This window comes from Paenibacillus sp. PastF-3, assembly GCF_029893135.1.
Lineage (GTDB): Bacteria > Bacillota > Bacilli > Paenibacillales > Paenibacillaceae > Paenibacillus_AQ > Paenibacillus_AQ nitricinens.
Map to the genome: position 1 here is coordinate 495,472 of NZ_JARXWM010000003.1, position 20,281 is coordinate 515,752.

20 protein-coding genes are annotated in these 20,281 nt (G+C 43.5%); 4 read left to right on the forward strand and 16 right to left on the reverse strand.

Going from position 1 to position 20,281, the window contains the following annotated elements; all coding sequences use genetic code 11:
- Positions 1-243: 243 nt before the first annotated feature.
- Entirely contained in the window at positions 244-1,668 is a 1,425-nt protein-coding gene (locus M2444_RS09375) for a class I SAM-dependent rRNA methyltransferase (protein ID WP_280786787.1), read from the reverse strand.
- A 99-nt stretch (positions 1,669-1,767) separates the two neighbouring features.
- Here M2444_RS09375 and M2444_RS09380 point away from each other — a divergent pair, with 99 nt between their 5' ends.
- A complete protein-coding gene (locus tag M2444_RS09380; RefSeq protein ID WP_094876458.1) occupies positions 1,768-2,754 on the forward strand; it encodes a Na/Pi cotransporter family protein in 987 nt (328 codons plus the stop codon).
- A gap of 52 nt (positions 2,755-2,806) precedes the next feature.
- Here the strand turns inward: M2444_RS09380 and M2444_RS09385 are convergent, their stop codons facing one another.
- The 4 genes from M2444_RS09385 to M2444_RS09400 all read right to left on the reverse strand — a co-directional run bounded on the left by M2444_RS09385 (position 2,807) and on the right by M2444_RS09400 (position 8,397).
- Positions 2,807-3,637: an energy-coupling factor transporter transmembrane component T family protein gene (locus M2444_RS09385; RefSeq protein ID WP_179281597.1), complete on the reverse strand. Its 831-nt coding sequence runs from the start codon at positions 3,635-3,637 to the stop codon at positions 2,807-2,809.
- A complete protein-coding gene (locus tag M2444_RS09390) occupies positions 3,634-5,340 on the reverse strand; it encodes an ABC transporter ATP-binding protein (RefSeq protein ID WP_280786788.1) in 1,707 nt (568 codons plus the stop codon). The genes M2444_RS09385 and M2444_RS09390 overlap by 4 nt, the downstream gene beginning before the upstream one ends.
- Before the next feature lie 110 nt (positions 5,341-5,450).
- Entirely contained in the window at positions 5,451-6,011 is a 561-nt protein-coding gene (locus M2444_RS09395; RefSeq protein WP_042190972.1) for an ECF-type riboflavin transporter substrate-binding protein, read from the reverse strand.
- Between the two features lie 157 nt (positions 6,012-6,168).
- Positions 6,169-8,397 (reverse strand): Ig-like domain-containing protein, encoded by a 2,229-nt coding sequence (locus M2444_RS09400; protein WP_280786789.1) that lies wholly within the window; start codon positions 8,395-8,397, stop codon positions 6,169-6,171.
- A gap of 211 nt (positions 8,398-8,608) precedes the next feature.
- Between M2444_RS09400 and M2444_RS09405 the strand changes: the two genes are divergently transcribed.
- Together M2444_RS09405 and M2444_RS09410 are read left to right on the forward strand one after the other, a co-directional pair.
- Entirely contained in the window at positions 8,609-9,343 is a 735-nt protein-coding gene (locus M2444_RS09405) for an AzlC family ABC transporter permease (RefSeq protein ID WP_280786790.1), read from the forward strand.
- Positions 9,334-9,660, forward strand: coding sequence for an AzlD domain-containing protein (locus tag M2444_RS09410; protein WP_094876462.1), 327 nt, complete (start codon positions 9,334-9,336; stop codon positions 9,658-9,660). Before M2444_RS09405 ends, M2444_RS09410 begins: the two co-directional genes overlap by 10 nt.
- A gap of 92 nt (positions 9,661-9,752) precedes the next feature.
- Here M2444_RS09410 and mtaB read toward each other — a convergent pair whose 3' ends face one another.
- The 7 genes from mtaB to M2444_RS09445 form a co-directional block, all read right to left on the reverse strand.
- Positions 9,753-11,096 carry a tRNA (N(6)-L-threonylcarbamoyladenosine(37)-C(2))-methylthiotransferase MtaB gene (gene mtaB / locus M2444_RS09415; RefSeq protein WP_280786791.1) on the reverse strand — a complete coding sequence of 448 codons (1,344 nt, stop codon included), beginning with the start codon at positions 11,094-11,096 and terminating at the stop codon, positions 9,753-9,755.
- A gap of 3 nt (positions 11,097-11,099) precedes the next feature.
- A complete protein-coding gene (locus M2444_RS09420) occupies positions 11,100-11,864 on the reverse strand; it encodes an RsmE family RNA methyltransferase (protein WP_042190982.1) in 765 nt (254 codons plus the stop codon).
- 278 nt (positions 11,865-12,142) lie between these two features.
- Positions 12,143-12,826, reverse strand: coding sequence for a site-2 protease family protein (locus tag M2444_RS09425; RefSeq protein WP_094874822.1), 684 nt, complete (start codon positions 12,824-12,826; stop codon positions 12,143-12,145).
- Positions 12,827-12,828: 2 nt separating this feature from the next.
- Positions 12,829-13,884 carry a 50S ribosomal protein L11 methyltransferase gene (gene prmA / locus M2444_RS09430; protein ID WP_094874821.1) on the reverse strand — a complete coding sequence of 352 codons (1,056 nt, stop codon included), beginning with the start codon at positions 13,882-13,884 and terminating at the stop codon, positions 12,829-12,831.
- 190 nt (positions 13,885-14,074) lie between these two features.
- Positions 14,075-14,653 carry a DNA-3-methyladenine glycosylase I gene (locus M2444_RS09435; RefSeq protein ID WP_280786792.1) on the reverse strand — a complete coding sequence of 193 codons (579 nt, stop codon included), beginning with the start codon at positions 14,651-14,653 and terminating at the stop codon, positions 14,075-14,077.
- Between the two features lie 141 nt (positions 14,654-14,794).
- Positions 14,795-16,477 carry a DUF4179 domain-containing protein gene (locus M2444_RS09440; RefSeq protein WP_094877360.1) on the reverse strand — a complete coding sequence of 561 codons (1,683 nt, stop codon included), beginning with the start codon at positions 16,475-16,477 and terminating at the stop codon, positions 14,795-14,797.
- Positions 16,437-16,997 carry an RNA polymerase sigma factor gene (locus M2444_RS09445; protein WP_094872728.1) on the reverse strand — a complete coding sequence of 187 codons (561 nt, stop codon included), beginning with the start codon at positions 16,995-16,997 and terminating at the stop codon, positions 16,437-16,439. The genes M2444_RS09440 and M2444_RS09445 overlap by 41 nt, the downstream gene beginning before the upstream one ends.
- Positions 16,998-17,300: 303 nt before the next feature.
- On the opposite strand from M2444_RS09445, the gene M2444_RS09450 reads away from it, so the two are divergent.
- On the forward strand, positions 17,301-17,738 hold the full coding sequence (locus tag M2444_RS09450) for a hypothetical protein (protein WP_280786793.1): 438 nt from the start codon (positions 17,301-17,303) through the stop codon (positions 17,736-17,738).
- An 81-nt stretch (positions 17,739-17,819) separates the two neighbouring features.
- Here M2444_RS09450 and M2444_RS09455 read toward each other — a convergent pair whose 3' ends face one another.
- The 4 genes from M2444_RS09455 to M2444_RS09470 all read right to left on the reverse strand — a co-directional run bounded on the left by M2444_RS09455 (position 17,820) and on the right by M2444_RS09470 (position 20,120).
- The gene (locus M2444_RS09455) at positions 17,820-18,731 is read right to left on the reverse strand and encodes a methyl-accepting chemotaxis protein (protein ID WP_094877363.1); all 912 of its coding nucleotides are present in this window, start codon (positions 18,729-18,731) and stop codon (positions 17,820-17,822) included.
- 343 nt (positions 18,732-19,074) lie between these two features.
- A complete protein-coding gene (locus tag M2444_RS09460; protein WP_094872723.1) occupies positions 19,075-19,449 on the reverse strand; it encodes a hypothetical protein in 375 nt (124 codons plus the stop codon).
- 92 nt (positions 19,450-19,541) lie between these two features.
- Complete coding sequence (locus M2444_RS09465) at positions 19,542-19,721, reverse strand: YfhD family protein (protein WP_042130382.1); 180 nt, start codon at positions 19,719-19,721, stop codon at positions 19,542-19,544.
- Positions 19,722-19,760: 39 nt separating this feature from the next.
- Entirely contained in the window at positions 19,761-20,120 is a 360-nt protein-coding gene (locus M2444_RS09470) for a hypothetical protein (protein ID WP_094872721.1), read from the reverse strand.
- Positions 20,121-20,281: the final 161 nt, after the last annotated feature.

Below are 20,281 nucleotides of genomic sequence, written 5' to 3' on the forward strand. Positions count from 1 at the left end.
TGAAATACTCACCGTTTGATAATGTTCAAATGAAAAAGCTCAGTCGTTCCTCGTCCCCTCAGTATAGCATAACTGCACAAATCAGAACATGCGTTTGCTAGTATTTTCTAATGATTTACAATCATAATCTTGTAAATCCCGAATTCAGCTCTTTTGAGAACATAGCAAAAAACCCGTAAAAAGAGGCCTCGATCGAAGACTCCTTTTACGGATTAAAATCCATTACTTATATAAACAGCCAGCTTATTTCTTACTCCGCACTTCAAAAATCGCAAACTTCAGATAGTGTCCTTCGTTAACACCTAGAATCTGCGGATGGTCTTTACCTGCGGCACGCCATTCCACAAGTCTCAATACTTTACCTGCATCTTTAGCTGCGTCGGCAATCGTCTCAAGGAATAGATCCGGCTGCATGTGGTAAGAACAACTTGCAGTAACCAAATATCCGCCTTCGTTCACCAGTTTCATGCCGTGTAGATTGATGTCCTTGTAACCACGGCAAGCGCCTGCTACTGCACTTTTAGTTTTCGCAAACGCTGGAGGGTCTAGGATAACTACATCCCAAGTTCTACCTCCACCTGCTGTCATAGGCTTGGAGGTGTCCGTTTTGGCGGCTTTGCCTCCGGATTTAGCATTTGTAGTCGTTACTGTTGATTCCGTTCCGCTGGCAACCGTCGCCCGCTCCGAACGTTCCTCCAGCCCCTTGACCTGATTGCGAAGGTAGGCAAAAGCATCGTCCACTACAAATTCCACTCGATCAGTAAAGCCATTTAGCTCCACATTAACCTTAGCACTCTCTATAGCATGAGCGGAAACGTCAAGGCAGGTTACTTTTTTCGCGCCATACTTGCAAGCATGCAGAGTGAAGCTGCCTGTATGCGAAAAGCACTCCAGCACTGTAGCACCATCCCAATAAGGGAAGGTTACGTGTTTACCACTCTTATTTACCGGCAAAGCTTGTAACGAGCCATCTTCTGCTTCTATTTCTTGCAGTGTAATTCCGCTTCGTCCACCCCAGCCTTTCATGAGAGGCGCAATGGATGCTCTATTCTCACGCTGATCAAAGAAATAACCGGTCTTCTGGCCCTCTTCGATATCTACTACCAGCTTCAGATCATTTTCACTTACAGTAACATGTCTTGGGCATTCCCCGTACAGCACACCTGTAGTCTGCTCCAGCCCTTCCAGTTCACGTACACTAACATCACTGCGTTCATAAATACCACGCGGTGCCATAACCTGTACAAGTGCTTCAACAATCTCTGTACGACACTTGTCCATTCCGAGTGTAAGTAGCTGCACAACCAGAATATCGCCGAACCGATCCACAATCAGACCTGGCAAAAAGTCCGCTTCACCATAAACCAAACGATAAGCATCCGCCCCAGGCAGGAAACGTTCTCTATGTTGCAGACAATTCGTAAACCGTTCTGCGAAAAAGGCGGTGTCCATGATAGCCAAAGGTCCCTGCGATACAATTCTTACCCGAATCTGCGACGCTGGATTGTAATATCCTACCGCCAGAAAACGGCCTTGATGATTAAGAACATCAACTAATCCCCCTGCTTCCGGGTTTCCTTCTACTGATGCAACTTCACCTGCATAGACCCATGGATGGCCCTGTTCCAATCTTTTTTTGCGATTGCGTTCTAATCTAACCGATGCCAATGACTTCAACTCCCTGTTTTTCTAAAAATGATTTTATACATGTCCTACTCGTTACTTTCATATATTGGTGTACAACCCTCGTTCAAAGGAGTATGCCCTATGTTCCGTGATCTGCTTTTTCCTATTATATATGGTTTGGTTATCTTTCTGGCTGGCATGAAGCTAATGGAGACAGCATTGTCCAAGCTTGCAGGCCCTCTGTTAACAACAAGTCTGAATAAGGCAACCTCTACACCTATCAAAGGCTTGATCGCAAGCAGTGTACTGTCAGCCCTGCTTCAGAGCAGCACGGCTGTAACTGTACTAACGATCGGCATGGTAAATGCCGGTCTGCTCACCTATGCTCGTACGCTTGGCATTATCTTAGGTAGCAACATCGGCACCACTTTGACCACCGAACTCATCGGACTTCAGATCAATACTATGGCTACACCATTGCTGGCTGCCTCGCTGAGTTTGTGGGCAGCAGCTGTTATAGCAGGCGAGTTACCTCATACGTCACGGGCAGCAGCACTGTGCCTGAAAATATCAGAGCCGCTGCAATTCATCAGCCTGGCTATATCAGGATTCGCCTTAGTCTTATGGGGAATCGCAGTTATGCAGTCCATCGGCGGGACACTTCAGGAGAGCGGCCTATTCCTTTGGTTCTTGGATCATGCGGCCACAAGTGCCTTGTGGGGAATCGCCGCTGGTGCCTGCTTAACAGCCCTGCTACATAGCAGCGCTGCGGTCATTGCCATGGCTATGAGCATTGCTGCGTCGGGTGCCATGCCCACAGAGCTTGGCATAGCCATCGTGCTCGGCGCCAACGTCGGCACCTGCCTCACGGCAGTCATCGCTTCCATCGGCGGCTCGTCTTCTGGCGTCTTCGTCGCATGGTCGCATGTTGCACTCAATGTTGGCGGTGCACTATTGTTCCTGCCACTTCTCGGACCCCTGCAAGCAACCGCTGCTTGGATCGGCGGAGGCCCCTCTTCACAGATCGCCCATGCCCAGACTATTTTTAATATAATCTGCTCGATAATCGCACTGCCATTATGTTACCTGCCTGTATGGTCAAGACTGGAGAAACGTCTTCTATCGTAACGAGTTACTGTAACGCCTGAACCCAAACTTTCCACAACTGTACTATTATACTTCAATCGAAAATATTATAAAACCGCGATCCATCATAAAAAGTGATTATCGTCGTAGTGATTGCAATCAGAGCGAATAAGATCAAAGCAATATAATCATTTCTTGAGAAAGGACGACTGCTGTACCAAGTCCGTTTATTCTGTGTTCCAAAGCCACGTAATTCCATAGCCGTACTAATATTTTCAATGCGTTCAATGCTGGTCAGAATCAAAGGCATAAGAATTGAAATAATATTTTTAAGCCGTTTAGGCAGCTTTTCTTTTCGAGAGATGTCTATTCCCCGTGCCTGAGCGGAGAACGAAATATTCTCATAATCTCTTTGGATATCCGGAATGTACCGCAGCGCAAGCGATACAGAATATGCAATTTTATAATTCACACCAATCCGGTTTAAAGACGCTGCGAATTCACTAGGATTTGTCGTTAGAAGGAACAACAGTGCCATGGGAATGACCACTGCATACTTAAGGGCAATATTTAATTGATAGAATAGCTGCTCATATGTTACGGTATACCGACCTACAAGATGAACAATATCATGCCGTGAACCGTATACCTTTACACCTTCCAATGGAGAAAAAATAAAGATAGCTATATGATTAAGCACAAAGAAGAGTAATATAAAATATAGGACGAAGGCATAATCCTGAAACTGAACTTTAGAGACTCTAAAGGCGATCAAACTAAAGAGCAGCATCACTATTAGACATCTTGTATCGTATGTAATCATGCCTGTCAACGACCACACTATAAATAAAATCAGCTTAGTGGCGCCTGTAAGACGGTGAACAGGTGAATCCTGCTTCGTAAAAGTTAACATTGTGGCCTTCATCCGCCCCGGCTCCTCCTGTCGTATGCAATAAATCTTCTTACAAACTCTTCTGGCTGATCCAATTGGACCTTCATAGCCAATGTAAATAGTGAGGTCTCTTTCAAATTAGCATTCCTCACTACTTCTAAATTGGTTAGCACTCGTTCAGGACTATCATCAGCAAGCTTAACACCATCAGACAACACTACAGCTCTATCGGCATACTCCAGCATAAGATGCATATCATGCGTAATCATAATGACCGTCATTCCCTGTTCACGAAGCGTCAAAAGAAATTCCATCATTTCGTTATAGTGCCTATAATCCTGTGCTGCAGTCGGCTCATCTAATATGATCACTTCCGGCTCCAGGATCATAATAGAAGCAATAGTCACACGTTTCTTCTGACCGTAGCTGAGCGCAGAGATGGGCCAGCTACGAAAAGCGTATAGACCGCATATTTTTAAAACATGATGCACTCGCTCACGAATAAGCTCCTCAGACACCCCTCGTAATTTAAGGCCTAGCGCAACCTCATCATATAAAAGCGTCTTAGAAATCATATGATTAGGATTCTGCATCACGAAACCGATCCGCTCTGCCCGCTCCTTAATCGTATCCTTGGCAATATCCCTTCCGTTCATCAATATCGAACCGGAAGTGGGCTTATAAAAGCCACAGATAAGCTTAGATACCGTGGATTTCCCAGCCCCATTTCTCCCAGCTATACAGACCATTTCTCCTTTATGAATAAGAAGGTTAAGTTTATGAAGTACTGGTCTGCTCTTCTCATAACCGAATGAAACATCACGTAGCTCAAGGATAGGTAGACTCTCACGTTTATCCTGCTGCGAATTATTGTTATCATACCAGTACTCAAGCTTGCTGGAGCAAGAGTCCAGCTGAATTTCATCTATATGCTGCGGATTCATATCTGATGCAATCGTACATCCTGCATACTTTAAAGCCGTTAAATAGAGAGGTTCCCGAATGCCTGCTTCTGAAAGTAAGCCCGTGCTTAATAGCTCAGCGGCTGGCATATCCGCCGCAAGGCGTCCGTCATGGATCACAATAATGCGGTCCACCGCACGGTGAAGTACTTCCTCGAGCCTGTGCTCGATAATAATAACCGTTTTACCGGTCTCTTTTTGCACTCGGTCAATAAGCTCAATTGCTTTTGTGCCGGTATATGGATCTAAGTTTGCCAAAGGCTCATCAAACAACAGGATGTCCACATCACCAACTAGAACGCCAGCTAAGGTCGTTTTTTGCTTCTGACCACCTGACAATTCCTGAGGTGACGCTCCTAAATATTCGTGGATATCCACGGCTGTTGCTGCAGCCACTACCTTTTCTATCATTTCGGCCTGTTGGACCGCGTGATTCTCCAGACTGAAGGCGATATCCTCTCCAACCGTTAATCCAACAAATTGTCCATCCGGGTCTTGCAGTACAGTCCCTACCTGATCCGACAATGCTGCAATACTAAGTTCTTTCTGCTCCAGACCCATAATTCGCAATGATCCAGACATTTCACCTTTATAAGCAAAAGGGATGAGTCCGTTTATACAATGAGCCAGTGTACTTTTCCCAGAACCAGAGGGTCCCACAATAAGTACCTTCTCCCCTTCGGCAATCGTTAAGTTAATATCTGTGAGTGTAGGCTCCTGCTGTGCTCGATATTGAAAACTAAAATCCTTAAATTCAATCACTGCTTTTTTCATCCTTGACCTTCCTCTTAGCTTCGTTTGAAGAATTTCACTTTCATTATATGTTTTACAGCCATAAAAAAGCCGGTGATCTCCACCGGCTTTTGGTTTGGATTATATGCTACTCAGGCTTCTCTGGTCAAGCTGCCTTGCTTCGTTCTTGTCTTTGCATATGCTATTGCCAGTAGAGAACCAATCACTGCCACAGTGACTATATTGGATGCTCCGGCGATAAGTCCTTGTGTGAATACTTTATTCGCCGGTTCCGCATAGATTAGAATATCCAGTACAGGTGCTACTAAGAACCAGGCGATTGCGTTAGCGACAATCTGGGCCAGATTAAAACGAATCAGTTCCTTTCGTCCGAACTCCCCATCATGAATCCCAATTCTAGCCACAAGCAGCCCAACAACGAGCCCAACAATTCCAGAAGCGATCACCCAACTGAACCAAGGGGAACCATAAAAAATCGCATCCTTCAGTGTATGTCCGATCAGGCCAATGAGTAATCCGGCAAACGGACCGTATAATAGTGCAAACAATGCCAGTAAAGCGTATGTAGTCTCAATGTTAGTGTTTGGAATTCCGGATGGAATCGAACCGAACCTGCCCAAAATAACGAATAAAGCAGAACCGATACCAATCGCAACAATCGTCTTAATCGATAACACCTTTTGTTTTGCCATATTTTCATCTCCCCCAACGCTTCTTTTTATTTTATTTAATTATACATCGGAATAGTCGGAATTAATATAGATTAAAATAAAAAAATCTGCAAAGCAACATTAATGTTGGCTTTGCAGACCCAGACCACTTATAGAGTTATTATATGATTTACTTCATCTATTTCACAGTAACGGTAACCGTCACTGTCTTGGTACCAATCTTTCCTTTAATGGATGCCGTTCCTTTGCTCACAGCTACAATCTGACCGCTAGCAGATACTCTAGCTACAGAAGGCTTAGAGCTAGTCCACGCCGCACTTCCAGTAACAATAGCGGTCTTCCCCGTATCATACTGCGCAATCACAACTGCATTCTGAACAGCTCCCGGAGCCATCTTCAGTCTAGTCTCGTTGACAGTCAACTTCATTAGCTTAGGAACTACATTAATTTTGACACTAGCAGCGAGCCCTTGGTAAGAACCTGATAACGTCGCAGTTCCTTCTGTTATGGCTTTAACAGATGTACTTTTAACCGTGGCAACAGCTTCATTCGAGGACTCCCAATTCATGCTGCTGGAGATATTCCCCGTCTTACCATTAGAGTAGTAAGCCGTTACCTTTATGGATTTAGAACCTTTAATATTCAATTCAATCGCATTCGGTTCTACAACAATTTTAGTAACTTTTTGTTCAATAGTAACCGGGATACTAATAGTCTTATTAGCGTAGGTTCCCTTTAAAGTGGCAGAACCCTTCACCAGTCCTTTGATTACCTTGCCTGAAGAGGTTGTCTTGATAATTGCATTCGTACCGGTAATCTCCCACTCCATAGTACCTGTAGCATCGAGTTCATTCCCATTTTCCATCACAGCTTTGACTTCAGGAACAGCCTTCTCTTCACCAGTAACAATCACAACGTTTTCCTCTGGTCCGAGCAAAATATGAACCTTATCTTTAACTGTAACACTCACTACAACACTTTTTTCCCGGATAGCCGCTTTGGAGGAGGTAGGATTCTCTGATTTTATTTTGCCGACAATATTAACAGTACCAGCCTTTTCAGCAACGAGCTTGCCATCTTTGATGGTGGCAATATCATCATTGGCAGAAGTCCACTCAATTTCTTGACTGAGATCCAGCTTCGTGCCGTCTAGCTTAGTTCCGTTTACCTTTGGCAAACTTACGGAATCCTCTGTGTACATGTCCAGTTCCGTTTTATCAGCTTCCAACTCTGTAATCGTAGGATATACCGTCAACTTAAAGCTTTTACTAATCCCTCTGTATTCTGCTTTAATAACCGATGTTCCCACTGCTTTTGCGGTGATCGCTGCAGCATCAGTACCCGCAGTAACCGTCGCCGCGAGTTGGTTGTCCGAACTCCATACTGCACTACTGGATACATTCGGAGTGGAATTCGCAGCATCTCGAACTTCTGCTTTAACATTCAAGCTCTCACCCATAAACAAGAATTGATCGCCTGATGGAGTAAGCAATAACGCCTCGTAAGGAGCACGTACATATACATCCACAGTTTGTGTAATCCCCAGATAAGTTACTGTAATTACAGCTTTTCCTGCGGACAGTACTTTGATTTCTCCCTTGTCTACAGTAGCGACACTTGTATTAGAAGAAGACCATTCCGCTTTCTCTGAAATATCATTTGGGGTCGTCTTTGTAGTCTCTTTGGTAAACGCAGTTACTTTCACCGGATTATCACCAACGAGCATTTCAATTTCCTTAATTACGATGCCCTTATCATTTTTAAGCTCAATTTCAGAATAAGGCAATTTCACTACCGCTTTAAAGGTTGCTGTTAAGTCCTTATATTTGGCAGTAATGGTTGAAGTACCTTCACCCGCTAGTGTGATCTTACCTTCTGCAATCGTCAATACGCTTGTATTGGAGCTGCTCCAAGTGGTATCAGCCGTTACATCCTTGGCAGAAGTCGCTGTTTCGCCACCAATCGCATTGGCTTTGACCAACAGTTTATCCTCTTCGTCACCCAATTTATAGTTCCCTTCTGAGCTATATTCGAGCTTCAATTCTTTGATCGGATGTGATACCTCTACTTCTATAGTAGCGAGTGCATGATTATAAGTAGCTGTAATAATAGCCTTTCCGCTATCTATCGGAGTCAATAAGCCATTTACTACTTTTACAGCGTTAGTGTTAGAAGAATTCCATACCACTGCACCCGTCACATCTCTTTTGGAGGAGGACCCTTCTACATTCGCATATATCTTCAGTTGCTTTGGCGTTTGTCCAACCGTAAGCTGCAGTTTGGCTGAGCTTTCAAACTCAATCGAGTTGATATCGCCGGCAGCTGCAAAGACACTTACCGGAAAAACCGCAGTAGCTAACAATATCATGATGAGGAGCATTTTCGTCATTTTCCTGTACACAGTCATTTGTTCTCTCCCTTAGGTTATAATGTCGTTTGGTGGTTTATCCCCACACTCTTTTACTTATATCGACAATTGTACACCAAGTGTTTACCCTATAACTCCATAAAGCCAAATTCAGGACTTTCAGACTAGATAATCAGGTGTAGGGTTGATCAATATATTAGGAAGTAATATGCTAGCTACTACATTCTTTTTTTGAACCAAGGGGGCTACGATGAGTATAGAGAACTTTCAACTAGAGACAATCCCTACTCCAAAAGAGGAAGATAGCTTCCTTAAAGGGGTAAAAGATTGCATTCCCACACTACTCGGTTATTTGAGCATTGGACTTGCAGCAGGTGTTGTTCAAAAGACCGCCGGGCTGAGCATTGCTGAGATTGCCTTGATAAGTCTGATGCTTTATGCCGGTTCAGCACAGTTTATAGCTGCTGGAATGATAGCTGTAAGCAGCTCGTCTGTTGCTATTATCGTTACGATATTTATCGTGAATCTTCGTCACATTTTGCTTAGTGCAGCTCTTTCACCTTATTTCCGGCATCTTACCCCACTGAGAAACATGCTGGTTGGAACCCTGCTGACAGATGAGACCTTTGGAGTTGCTATTAATCAAACAGTAAATAAGCAACAAATCAGTGAAAAATGGATGCATGGCCTTAATCTCACTGCCTATTTAAATTGGTTTATTGCGAATATAGCAGGAGCTTTTTTGGCACAGTGGATTTCTGATCCAGATCAATTCGGTCTACAGTTTGCTTTACCTGCCATGTTCATTGGCATCCTTGTTATTTCCATGATTGATCGTAATAAAATAAAACTTGATTTAGTTGTCGCAATCCTAGCAGTAATCATCGCTGTAGCTAGCTCCTTCGTATTCTCCAGTAGTGTAGGTGTCATTATTGCAACGGTCATTGCGTCAACAGTAGGGATGGTGCTTGAAAAATGGAAGTGAGATGGGATGTATTTTTGATTATTCTAGGGGCGGCTTTGGTAACCTTCATTCCAAGGGTAGTTCCATTAATGATTCTAAGCCGATTCGAATTGCCTGAATGGGGAATGCGCTGGTTAAATTATGTTCCTATCTCTGTTATGGCGGCACTAATAGGTCAGGAGATCCTCTTAAATGATGGAAAATTCTCACCTATAGCTAATAACGTTGAGCTTTTTGCGGCAATCCCTACTTTTTGGATCGCTATAAAGACCCGGAGTTTGCTAGGAACTGTGCTGGCGGGGATTGTTTCGATTATGATCCTGCGGATGTTTTTTTGATCTACTCCATACCCAGCAACAAAAACACAGAGCAGCCATTCTCCACTAACGGAAATTGGCTGCTCTGTTGTCTACTTACTTCTGTCTATTACTTAAAGGACAGCCTGCTTAAGACCGCTCTGACTAACCCCGACCAATTCGCCTCGGCATTCGTTCACACCAGCTTCAGTGATCTTCACCTCACAAAGTTCTCCTTGAAGTGAATCCACTCCATCAAAGAAGACCTGCAAATAGTTGTCACTGAATCCATGCTGGATATTACGGCCCGGAGCTCCTTTAGCGGATCTTTCCGGAATCACACTAAGCGTCTGTCCTACAAACTTACGGGCATATGCTAATTGCATTTCTTCGGATAGATCAATCAGCTCCTGTACACGTACATTTTTGATCTCTTCATCAATCTGATTGTCCATCCGCGCTGCAGGAGTACCTGTCCGCTTGGAATACGGGAATACATGCATCTCCGAGTAATTTACAGCCTTCATGAAATCGTATCCGGCACGGAACATCTCATCGGTCTCACCCGGGAATCCAACGATAACGTCAGTGGTAATCCCGACATCTGGCATCGCCTGGCGGATCAATTGCATTTTGGTGTAATACTCTTCTGTCGTATATTTACGGCGCATCGCTTTCAGCACATCATTATGACCGGCTTGTAACGGAATATGCAGATGACGGCACATTTTGGAGGAGCGGTTCAGCACCTCAAGCAGCTTCTCATCAATCTGACTAGCTTCAATAGAACTGATACGCACCCGTTCCAGACCATCTACCTTATCTAGATCCCACAGTAAATCGGAAAGTCGGTAATTATCAAGATCATCACCGTAACCTCCGGTATGAATACCCGTTAGCACAAACTCCTTATACCCTGCTTCTACCAATTGATGCGCTTGAGCTACGATGCTTTTTGGATCACGGCTGCGAGAAAGTCCACGCGACCATGGAATGATGCAGAAGGTGCAGAAGTTGTTACAACCATCCTGAATCTTCATAAAGGCACGCGTCCGATCCGCAAAGCCTGGCACATCCATCTCTTCGAACTCACGTGTCTTCATAATATTACGCACAGCATTGACCGGCTGACGTGAGGCTTCAATATTCTTCACATGTGTCATGATCTGATCGCGGTCCTGGTTACCGATGACAAGGTCAACTCCAGGAATATCTAGAATCTCCCCAGGAGAGGTTTGTGCGTAACAGCCTGTTACGGCTACGATGGCCTCTGGATTACGGCGCACGGCACGGCGGATCATTTGCCGGCTTTTTTTGTCACCTGTGTTAGTTACCGTACAAGTATTAATCAGATATACATCGGCGGGACCCTCGAAATCAACCTGCTCGTAACCTTCATTTTTAAATAGCTGCCAAATGGCTTCGGTATCATAGAAATTCACTTTACAACCTAAAGTATAAAACGCTACGGATGGCATCTCTTAAGCTCCTCCCATTTCTCCAGATTCATATAATATACAAGCAGCGGCAACCATGCCCGCTGTCTCACAGCGCAGAATTCGCCGTCCCAGTCCTACGGATACTGCCCCGGCTTCTTCTGCCTTGAGGCATTCCTCCGGAGTAAAACCTCCTTCAGGACCAACCACAACCATAACTTTCCCGCCAGATTGCGGTGAAAGCGATGCTAACCATGGAGCAACGCTGCTTCGAAGCTGCAAGCCTTCCTCTTTTTCATAACAGAAATAAACAGCATCATATTCACTAAAAGTCTGTAAAAGCTGCTTCCAGGACAAAGGTGATCCTACAGACGGAACGATGTTCCGATGAGCCTGTTCGGCAGCTTCCTTACAAATTTTACGCCAGCGATCCAGTCGTTTGCTTTCTTTACGCTCGTCGTATTGCACTATTGTGCGTTCTGACAGAAAAGGAACAAAGCCTACAGCACCAATCTCTGTACACTTCTGAATGACAGTTTCCATCTTATCGGCTTTAGGCAAGCTCTGTGCGACTGTAATTTTAATTCGAGGTTCATGCGTCATCTCCAGGGACTCCAGAATGTTCACAGTGACTTCCCCAATTTCAATCTGCGCAATCTCTACTAATGCCTCACGCGAAACACCATCGCTAACAATAAGCTTGTCCCCTGCCTTACCACGCATCACTTTAGCGATATGACGGGCGTCTTCCCCATCAATTCTCACGGTATCCGCACCAAACTGCTCCGGTGTAACGAAATATCGCTGCATCTCATCATCATCCTGTTCATAAATTCAGTAACAAGTATAAACGCCTTCGGCGTCCCTATAAGGACTGTAAGCGTTTAAACGAGAAATATAAGTCATAATGTATAGTGTGAATCTTATACTTTCTTATATTTGAAGAAACGGCTTAGTCGCCCTTATAAGGACGTCACCCGTTTCTTCAAGAAATATAAGGTTCGGTCAAGCGAAAATTAATGATCAAATTTTGATCAAATTACATAATACAATGTTTGACAAAGGTTGAACAGACTTCATTCCTTGCCTTAGCTGCCAAAAATTCTTAGAGACAGCTGTACAAATGTTCTCGACATTTCACTAGCCCAGCCTGCAAGCGGATCAATTGTAAACGTCCGTAGCCCAGGAATAAACAGAATTAATAAAAAGAGGAATACAGCCCATTGTTCAAATTGCTGTAATTTGCCGCGGATCGAACGTGGGGCAATATCTTCCACAATCCGATAGCCATCCAGTGGCGGCAGCGGAATAAGATTGAACAGAAACAGAAAGAAGTTCCATTGAATGAAGGTACCAAAGAATAAGTATACAGCCTCGAGCATGCGATCATTCGAGATATTATCCAGAACTCCAGTTGCCGCAAGTGCACCGTATATTATAGCACCAATAATTCCTAAGAGCAGGTTACTGATTGGTCCCGCAGCCGACACGATGACTCCCATGAGACGAGGACGACTAAAGTTATCGCGGTTTACCGGAACCGGACGCGCCCAACCGAAGCCAGCAACTAGCAGCAGCAAAATACCAAAGAAATCGAAATGAACAGCAGGGTTAAGCGTCATGCGGCCAAGTAATCTTGCTGTTGGGTCCCCGAACTTATTCGCGAAATAAGCATGACTGAATTCATGTACTGTAAAAGCAATTAAAATTGTAATGAGCAGGAAAGGAAGCTGATCTAAATCTACTCGAATTATACTTTGCAATATATCCATTTTTACCTCTTTCCGGCTGTAAATGCCACCCAATCTTCTTCACGGGATATTTCAATAATCTCAAAGCCAGACGCTTTCAGCGCGTTCGCCACAAGTCCTTCTTTATCTTTATATATACCTGAGGTAATGTAGAGGCCTCCAGGCTGAAGCGCGCGGTATACATCATCCGTAAACAATACGATGATTTCCGCCAAAATATTCGCAACTACAATTTGTACAGGTAATGTCACGCCAAGGCTGCCTTCTTGCTCTTGCTTAGCAGGAACGGCTCCTTCTAGTGAGTGACCAGGTCTAGCGGATGGCCACATCTCTCCAGCCGCTGTATCAGCTACACCTTCCCCGCCCAGCAGCGACAGAAGATCGCTCTCTTTTACCGTTATGGACGATTCAAGCTTGTTAAGGGCTACATTCTCCCGTGCACTTTCCACAGCCACCGGATCTAAATCTAAGGCCAATACAGATTTTGCACCTAGCAGCATCGCACCTACAGCCAGAATTCCTGAACCTGTACCGACATCGATAACTTCTTCACCGCCGCTAATATTCTTTTCAAGTGCACGGAGGCACAGAGCTGTTGTAGGGTGAGTCCCAGTACCAAATGCCATGCCAGGGTCGATCTCAATGATGGCTTCATCCGGACTCTCAGGCGTATATTCCTCCCAGGTTGGTTTAATGGTGAGACGCTCCGATACCCGCAGCGGTTTGAAATATTGCTTCCAAGCATGCGCCCATTCGTCTTCATCCACAGTCTTCCAAGAAATCAACGCTTTGCCTGGATCAATCCCGTACTCATGTAATTCGGCTACCCGTGGAGTCAATTCTTCTATAACAGCATCCATATCTGTGGAATCGGCATAATAACCCTTTATGACCGCTTCCCCTTCTGGAATATCATTCAAAGGTTGGTCGTACAATTCACCGTAACGTGTATCCCGTTCTTTATTCAGTGTGCCGGATTCCTCGATAGAAACTCCACCTGCACCAGCTTCATATAAAAAATTTGAAATCATTTCCTGTGCTTCTTCTGTTGTATGTATCGTCACTTCATGCCATAACATCTTTATGTAATCCTCCTAAAAGTTTTGTGAGCATTTGCTTCATTGATTTACTTCGTGCAAAACTGACTTCGAAAGCATAGGCTTAGTTTTGTGAGCATTTGCTTCATTGATTTACTTCGTGCAAAACTGACTTCGAAAGCATTCGCTTCATAGTATAACATTTCTTCTTGGTGTAACGCCAAACTACAGCTCAACGATCTGCGATGTCCTCTTTACACCTACAAAAGCAGTTGAGCGAATGATCATCCACCATCCCCGATGCCTGCATAAAAGCATAGCATATTGTAGTACCCACAAACTTCATGCCTTTCTTCTTTAACACCTTACTCATCTCATCAGACCGAGACGTCGAAGCAGGTACATCTGCACGAGTCTTCCAATGATTAATAGTTGGCATACCTCCGACAAAGCTCCAGAGATAATCCGCAAAGCTTCCATTTTCCTCGCAAATTTGCAAGTATACACCCGCATTACGAATGATAGAATCAATTTTCAATCGATTTCTAATAATCCCGGGGTCACTCATTAGCTCAGCAATTTTTGCCTCATCGTAATGGACAATCTTTTCCGGATCAAATCCGTCAAAAACCTCTCTGAAACGCGCTCGTTTTTTTAATACCGTGTACCAGCTTAGCCCTGCTTGCATCCCTTCCAGCATAAGTAATTCAAACAGCTTGCGGTCATCGTACAGAGGTTTGCCCCACTCCTCATCATGATAGGCGATATATAGAGGATCATCATTGACCCAAGCACAGCGAGTGACTTCCATCCTGTTTCTCTCCTTTAATTATGCTTATGCATAGCTGAACCTTTACATCATCTATTCACTGTAAACGAAAAAAAGGGAAGAACACAAGGTTCATCCCTAAAAAAGTTACTATTTTCTATAAGCTTACGTATTGCCAACCTCTTAAGGCTGGATCTGCACTCTCGTCTCTTTTTCCGGATCATCAGTGGTGTAGTAGAAGTTATAAATAGAAGCTTCTGTACCTTTAAAATCCTTATAAACATCAATCGCCTTGTTGTTTCCATCGCCAGTGAAATTAACGGTCACGGGCTTACCTAGAATACGTTCTTTCCCCAGTCCGATATGGGTCTGATTAATACCACCAAAGCGAGTATCATCACTTCCAGTTTCTACATAAAGATCGGCTCCCTGCATATAATACGTCCACTTCACAGGGTATCCGCCAAGTTGCTGGATAATTGTCTGTTTCTTTTGAGAGATGTTTGTTAAAAGAAGTGGTATTTTATCATCATTATTTTTGGTAATTTTATAGCTGCCATGCTGGGTCACCTTATATTTAGCAACAAAGGTAATCGGCGTCTCTTTCGTAATTTCAAGATCAACTGGCCGCTCAAAACGAAGCACTGTCAATTCTGGCTCTCCTTCTGGAGATCTCCAGAAATCACCCTCCAGCGACTTGCCTTCTACTTCAAGAGCAGACTTTTTGTAAGGGAAATTGTCGCCTTTCTCTTTACTTCGAATTGTGATTCGAATTTGAGTAGGTGTCAGTACCATTTTCTCCAGCGTGTAGTCAGTTTCGCCCTCTTCTAGTGGCAGATTCAATGAGGTATTTATGGTTCCGCTCTCCATCTGCTTTTTACTTAATTGAAGATCGAAAGCCAACGGCCCCTCAACATTTTTCTCTTGCTTCATGTACTGAAGTTTATAAGTGAGCTGACCACTGGAAACATCTTCGGCTTTAAAATATTGCTGTGCGGTATATTCCCCATTTTCTCCTGGTGCACCGAAAGTACCTCCGGGCAGCGAATTAATTAGCGTTCCGTTTTTGTACCCGACAATAGTTGGATTTGTCCATTCTTTTGCTTCTGGCTGATCAAAAATAATCGCTGAAGAGAATAACATTTTTTCTTGTCCTTGGGTAAAAGGTTTCACCTCTATGCTGCGCATTCCTTCCTGCCCAATCGGAAAATTCTGTGTCTCCTGCGATCGGATATCCAACGCTAAATCTAACTCCTGTGTGCTAAAGGCTTGCAGATTATCTGCAACTAATTGGACATTCACGTTGTTCTGCTTCGGCGTCCAATCACTTTCAAAATATCCGTTGTAAAGTTGATTTTTTTCATCCCAAAGCACATAACTGAATTCACTAGGATTACTCGCCCCATCTGCGTCCTTCAAGGTCATTCCTTTTACATTCCAAATTTCATTTTCCAAGCGTTTTCCTACATCCATAGTGAATAAGATGACCGTCCGATTCTCATCCACAATAGCTGTATGTAGCTTCAGCGTTACTCCATCCAGCGTCACCGATTGATCCAGTTGTTGTCCGAGATTTTGGGCCAGTGCAGCTTGAACGCCACCTCTCCCATGGAGCATATTATCCCAATTATAATGTACTGCCGCATATACAGGTGCCGCTGCAATAAGCACTGAAAATGAAGCAACCACCGCTATTTTACTCCAGTTTCTCCCTCTATTCTCGCTACCATTGATCATCCGAGCTTGTATGGGAGTCATTGTACTCCCTTCTTGCTCTAAGCGTCCCCACATGCTTTCAAAATCCGGATAAGGCACGCCTTTATCTTCATTTAATCGATGCTCCAGCATATTTTCCAACTTTTTCAAAAGATTCGCCCTCCTTTAGTTCAACTTCAACCCCAGCCTCTTGCAGGATTCTCCTCATTACCGTTAACCCTTTATGCAGCCTTGATTTGGTCGTTCCAAGTGGAATGGACAGCATATCCGAAACTTCAGCCAGAGTGAAATCATGCATATACCTGAGCGTGATCACCATTCTAAGTTTGATAGGAAGCTGACTCATATATTGCGCCCACTCGATTTCCGTCTCACGCTGCTCAATCTGCTGCTCCACAGTTGTTACTACCGTTTTGTTAAAGAAATGCAGATTGTCCGTTATCTTTTGCTGCAAAGTTCGTTTTCGTTTCAAATGATTGAGGCAATGGTTAACCGTTATTTTCATAATCCAAGCTTTCAAATGCTCCACGTTCTCACGATTCGTGCGAAATACGGTAATGAACACATCCTGCGTCAAGTCCTCTGCATCCGCCGCGTCATGCAGCATATAGTAGCAGGTTCGATATACATCCTTGTTGTAGGTTTCGAATAACTCCCGGTTAGTCTCCAACTCATGCGCCCTCCTTTCTGTTCTGTGATATCTATATGACAACCAATCTTTGGAAAAGGTTCGTTTTTCCGAGCATAAACTATGGCTACCTTTTTTGACATAAAGGAATTAGATAAGATTATAAACCCTCATCTCAAAAAGTTAGATGTTAGAAGCTAGAAGCTGTCCATAAAAAATAGGAAATACATACAAGCTATTAATTTAATCTTGAATATAAATATTACAGTGACATTTTATAGTCACTTATTGCGAGATTCGCACATCCTTCTTACAACAAAAAACATATTAAATGGAGGAAAGATAATGACTCTTTTAACTACTGGCCCCATAGAAAACAATGTCAATTCAGAAAACAACACCAGACTAACACAACAGGCCACAGTCAAAATTGACAATTGGAGCGGTCAGGATGCATCTACAGTTTTAATTGAAGGCTATTACATGAATGAAGAAAGAGTTCAATATGTCTGTGATCTTCTAAAAGTGATGCCCCATCAAGTGATAACTAGAAACTATTTTGCTGACTTTGATGCCTTCGAGTTTTTTTTCACAACCGAAGATTTGCCAACCAATCCCATCCAAATATCATTCTGGGGAAAGGATAGCACGGAGAAACTAGTAGCTCCCCATCGACTGGTATCATCAGAATTATCAGGGTATGTTGGGGCGACTGGCGCTACCGGAGACATCACCAATCATCGATACATGATTCCTGTATTGAATGTTAACAAAATCGGCTAACTCCAACAAAAAATAGGGTCAGTCTCCCGTAAGTGGGAGATTGACCCTTTTTCTTATATCTCACAAATTACATACAACAGACTAAACAATATTCATAACCTCTCGTGCTTGTGTATCTAAATCCTGGGCTGAAGAGGAAATATTCTTGAAATCATCTAATGCGATTTGAATCTGCTGTTGACTATCTTCTATATTTTCTTGTACCTGGTTTGTTCCTTTGGAGATCTTTTCGATTTCCAGCGTGATCGCATCCACACTATCTTTCACTTGAATGATCGAATCCTGCACCATGGAAGATAGCTTCCTAACTTCTTTTGCCACCACATCAAAACCTCGCCCAAACTCCCCGGCATGTGCCGCTTCAATTGCTGCATTAAGCGCTAAGAGTTGCGTTTGCGAAGCAATATTACGAATCGTTTGTACAATACCCTGAATCGATACCGCTTGTTTCTCCAGATTCGCTAACGTCTGTGTATTTTCGATCGATACTTCGGCAATTTTGTCGACACTCAGTAGTAGTTCTTGACTGCGTTCAATCCCTTTCTCAGCTCTTTGATTCAGGTTGTCCGACATCTCTTGCATCCGCTGCACCACAACACTCATGTTATTTTGACGCTCCGTGATATTAGCCGCTATCTTGGATACGCCAATGACCTGTTCATTGTTTTCATCAAAGACTGGCATATATGTAGCTTCCAACCATACCGCATTTCCTTTTGCATCCATCCGTTCGATTTTATCCTGAAAACTTTTCCCTAAAAAAAGATCTTGCCAGAACAACTCATAGCCCGGGCTATTTACAAAATGAGAAAAGCAAAACTCTTTGTGGTGCATCCCATACATCTCTTCTTTGCTATACCCCATCGAACTAGCAAAAACTTCATTCACATAAGCCACTCGTCGATTAAGATCAAACCTGATAATCGCTAAATTTTTTTCTAAAGATCGGACAACAAGCTCATCGGTAACTCCTTGAGAGTGTACCATTCCCATATAATAATTCCTCCTGAATATCAATAAGTTATTCGCGTCATCTTGAAGTATATTTGATCAATTATACGCGCTTATTACGCAGAGAGTAATACATCATTTTTATTAAGCTGAAATTAATTCGTAATTAAAATAGACCAATGACGAGTGGGTATTACTCCTTTCTAATAGTTTGATCCCTGAAATAATCCTAAGTGATGATACGCAGGGAAAACCTCCCTATAATTTCTACTAAATTAAGCCTTTTTCTAGATATTAGAGATTTAGATGTAATAACAAAAACCCCAGCCGTAATTCCAGCCAGGGTTCGAACCAGTGCCTATTCTTTTTATGTACATTTCCTTATTTATTTCTTGGGTCCGTAATCTCCCATTTTGATGCCCCACACCGAATCCTTCTGATGGGCAGCAGCCTCCTTTAAACTTGGAAGTCTTACATCCAGAGGAGAATGCCGTTCCAAATACATCACAAAGGCCTGGCGAAGCCCAATCTCAGCATCCAGTTTATTAAGTTCGTTCGGGTGTTTCTCCATCTCCGCTAATTCTACTTCCCAACGGTATAAATCGCTTGCCTCAGATCGTTCCAGCCGAACTTTTTCAGTTAGCTCCCGCAGCTCACGGTAGGCCTGTTTTACTTTTGAAGAGTACAGTTGCTTCTGATTCATAAAAGTTAAGAATGCGATAAGCAGTGCTAAACCTATCCATAAAATAACGTTGTCCATATTCTCCCCCCTGCTTGGGCTATTCTCTTAATTATACACACCAGTACGCAAAAATACCCCACAATGTGAGGTATCTGCCCTAACTTTAGCATCTATTCTTTTTTCATAATTTCATGCAGCTGACGTTTGTCTGCTTCTAGAGCCCGGGCCTGGGCTTCGATATCCTCCAGATCTGCCTCCGCTGCTGAAAACTCTACGTCCTCTGCCTTCGCCTCGTACAGCATTTTCATCTTCTCGGTCTTTGAGAATATTTGCGAGTTCTCTCTATCCATAGTATCGATCGTCTCCCTTCTTATTAAGAAAATTATTATTCAAATCATCCCGCCTGCTTCTTCAATTATGCGTAATGCTTGATCATGGGACTCCGAATTCAAGATCACCGTAAGTAAAATATCTCTACCCGTCGGTCCTCCATCTCCGCCATGACTCATCCCACTGGCGCTGGTATCAGCAGCAGCTAGTATGCCTGTGTGTGCACGCTCAGCAGTCATGGAGTCCATTCTGGCAACATTGCCTGTCACTGGGTTTACCCCTGAGCTAAAGCTCGTGCCTCCATATCTACTGAAGCGATCAACGGAAATTTCAATGGCCCGAAGTGCACGGAGCTTACGAGCAACACCCTCCGCTTCTTCAGGACTTTTAAAATAAGCCAAAATAGATCTTTCCGACATCTTATCCCCGCTCTCGCTTGAAATTCAGATATCTGTTGCATTCCTTTATATTGTCTTCATTTCACTTCTTTTATGCCCTTTTTTTCTCATACTCCACTTATTTACTGGGAATTCGACATTTTCCTCGACGCTTCCCTGCAATATAGTACTAAAGTTGTATA

Bases quoted from the DNA above. Each gene is read 5' to 3' on its own strand.
- M2444_RS09380 (WP_094876458.1), top strand. From the start codon at position 1,768: ATGTTCCGTGATCTGCTTTTTCCTATTATATATGGTTTGGTTATCTTT.
- M2444_RS09385 (WP_179281597.1), bottom strand. From the start codon at position 3,637: ATGAAGGCCACAATGTTAACTTTTACGAAGCAGGATTCACCTGTTCAC.
- M2444_RS09390 (WP_280786788.1), bottom strand. From the start codon at position 5,340: ATGAAAAAAGCAGTGATTGAATTTAAGGATTTTAGTTTTCAATATCGA.
- M2444_RS09395 (WP_042190972.1), bottom strand. From the start codon at position 6,011: ATGGCAAAACAAAAGGTGTTATCGATTAAGACGATTGTTGCGATTGGT.
- M2444_RS09400 (WP_280786789.1), bottom strand. From the start codon at position 8,397: ATGACTGTGTACAGGAAAATGACGAAAATGCTCCTCATCATGATATTG.
- M2444_RS09405 (WP_280786790.1), top strand. From the start codon at position 8,609: ATGAGTATAGAGAACTTTCAACTAGAGACAATCCCTACTCCAAAAGAG.
- M2444_RS09410 (WP_094876462.1), top strand. From the start codon at position 9,334: ATGGAAGTGAGATGGGATGTATTTTTGATTATTCTAGGGGCGGCTTTG.
- mtaB (WP_280786791.1), bottom strand. From the start codon at position 11,096: ATGCCATCCGTAGCGTTTTATACTTTAGGTTGTAAAGTGAATTTCTAT.
- M2444_RS09420 (WP_042190982.1), bottom strand. From the start codon at position 11,864: ATGCAGCGATATTTCGTTACACCGGAGCAGTTTGGTGCGGATACCGTG.
- M2444_RS09425 (WP_094874822.1), bottom strand. From the start codon at position 12,826: ATGGATATATTGCAAAGTATAATTCGAGTAGATTTAGATCAGCTTCCT.
- prmA (WP_094874821.1), bottom strand. From the start codon at position 13,884: ATGTTATGGCATGAAGTGACGATACATACAACAGAAGAAGCACAGGAA.
- M2444_RS09435 (WP_280786792.1), bottom strand. From the start codon at position 14,653: ATGGAAGTCACTCGCTGTGCTTGGGTCAATGATGATCCTCTATATATC.
- M2444_RS09450 (WP_280786793.1), top strand. From the start codon at position 17,301: ATGACTCTTTTAACTACTGGCCCCATAGAAAACAATGTCAATTCAGAA.
- M2444_RS09455 (WP_094877363.1), bottom strand. From the start codon at position 18,731: ATGGGAATGGTACACTCTCAAGGAGTTACCGATGAGCTTGTTGTCCGA.
- M2444_RS09460 (WP_094872723.1), bottom strand. From the start codon at position 19,449: ATGGACAACGTTATTTTATGGATAGGTTTAGCACTGCTTATCGCATTC.
- M2444_RS09465 (WP_042130382.1), bottom strand. From the start codon at position 19,721: ATGGATAGAGAGAACTCGCAAATATTCTCAAAGACCGAGAAGATGAAA.
- M2444_RS09470 (WP_094872721.1), bottom strand. From the start codon at position 20,120: ATGTCGGAAAGATCTATTTTGGCTTATTTTAAAAGTCCTGAAGAAGCG.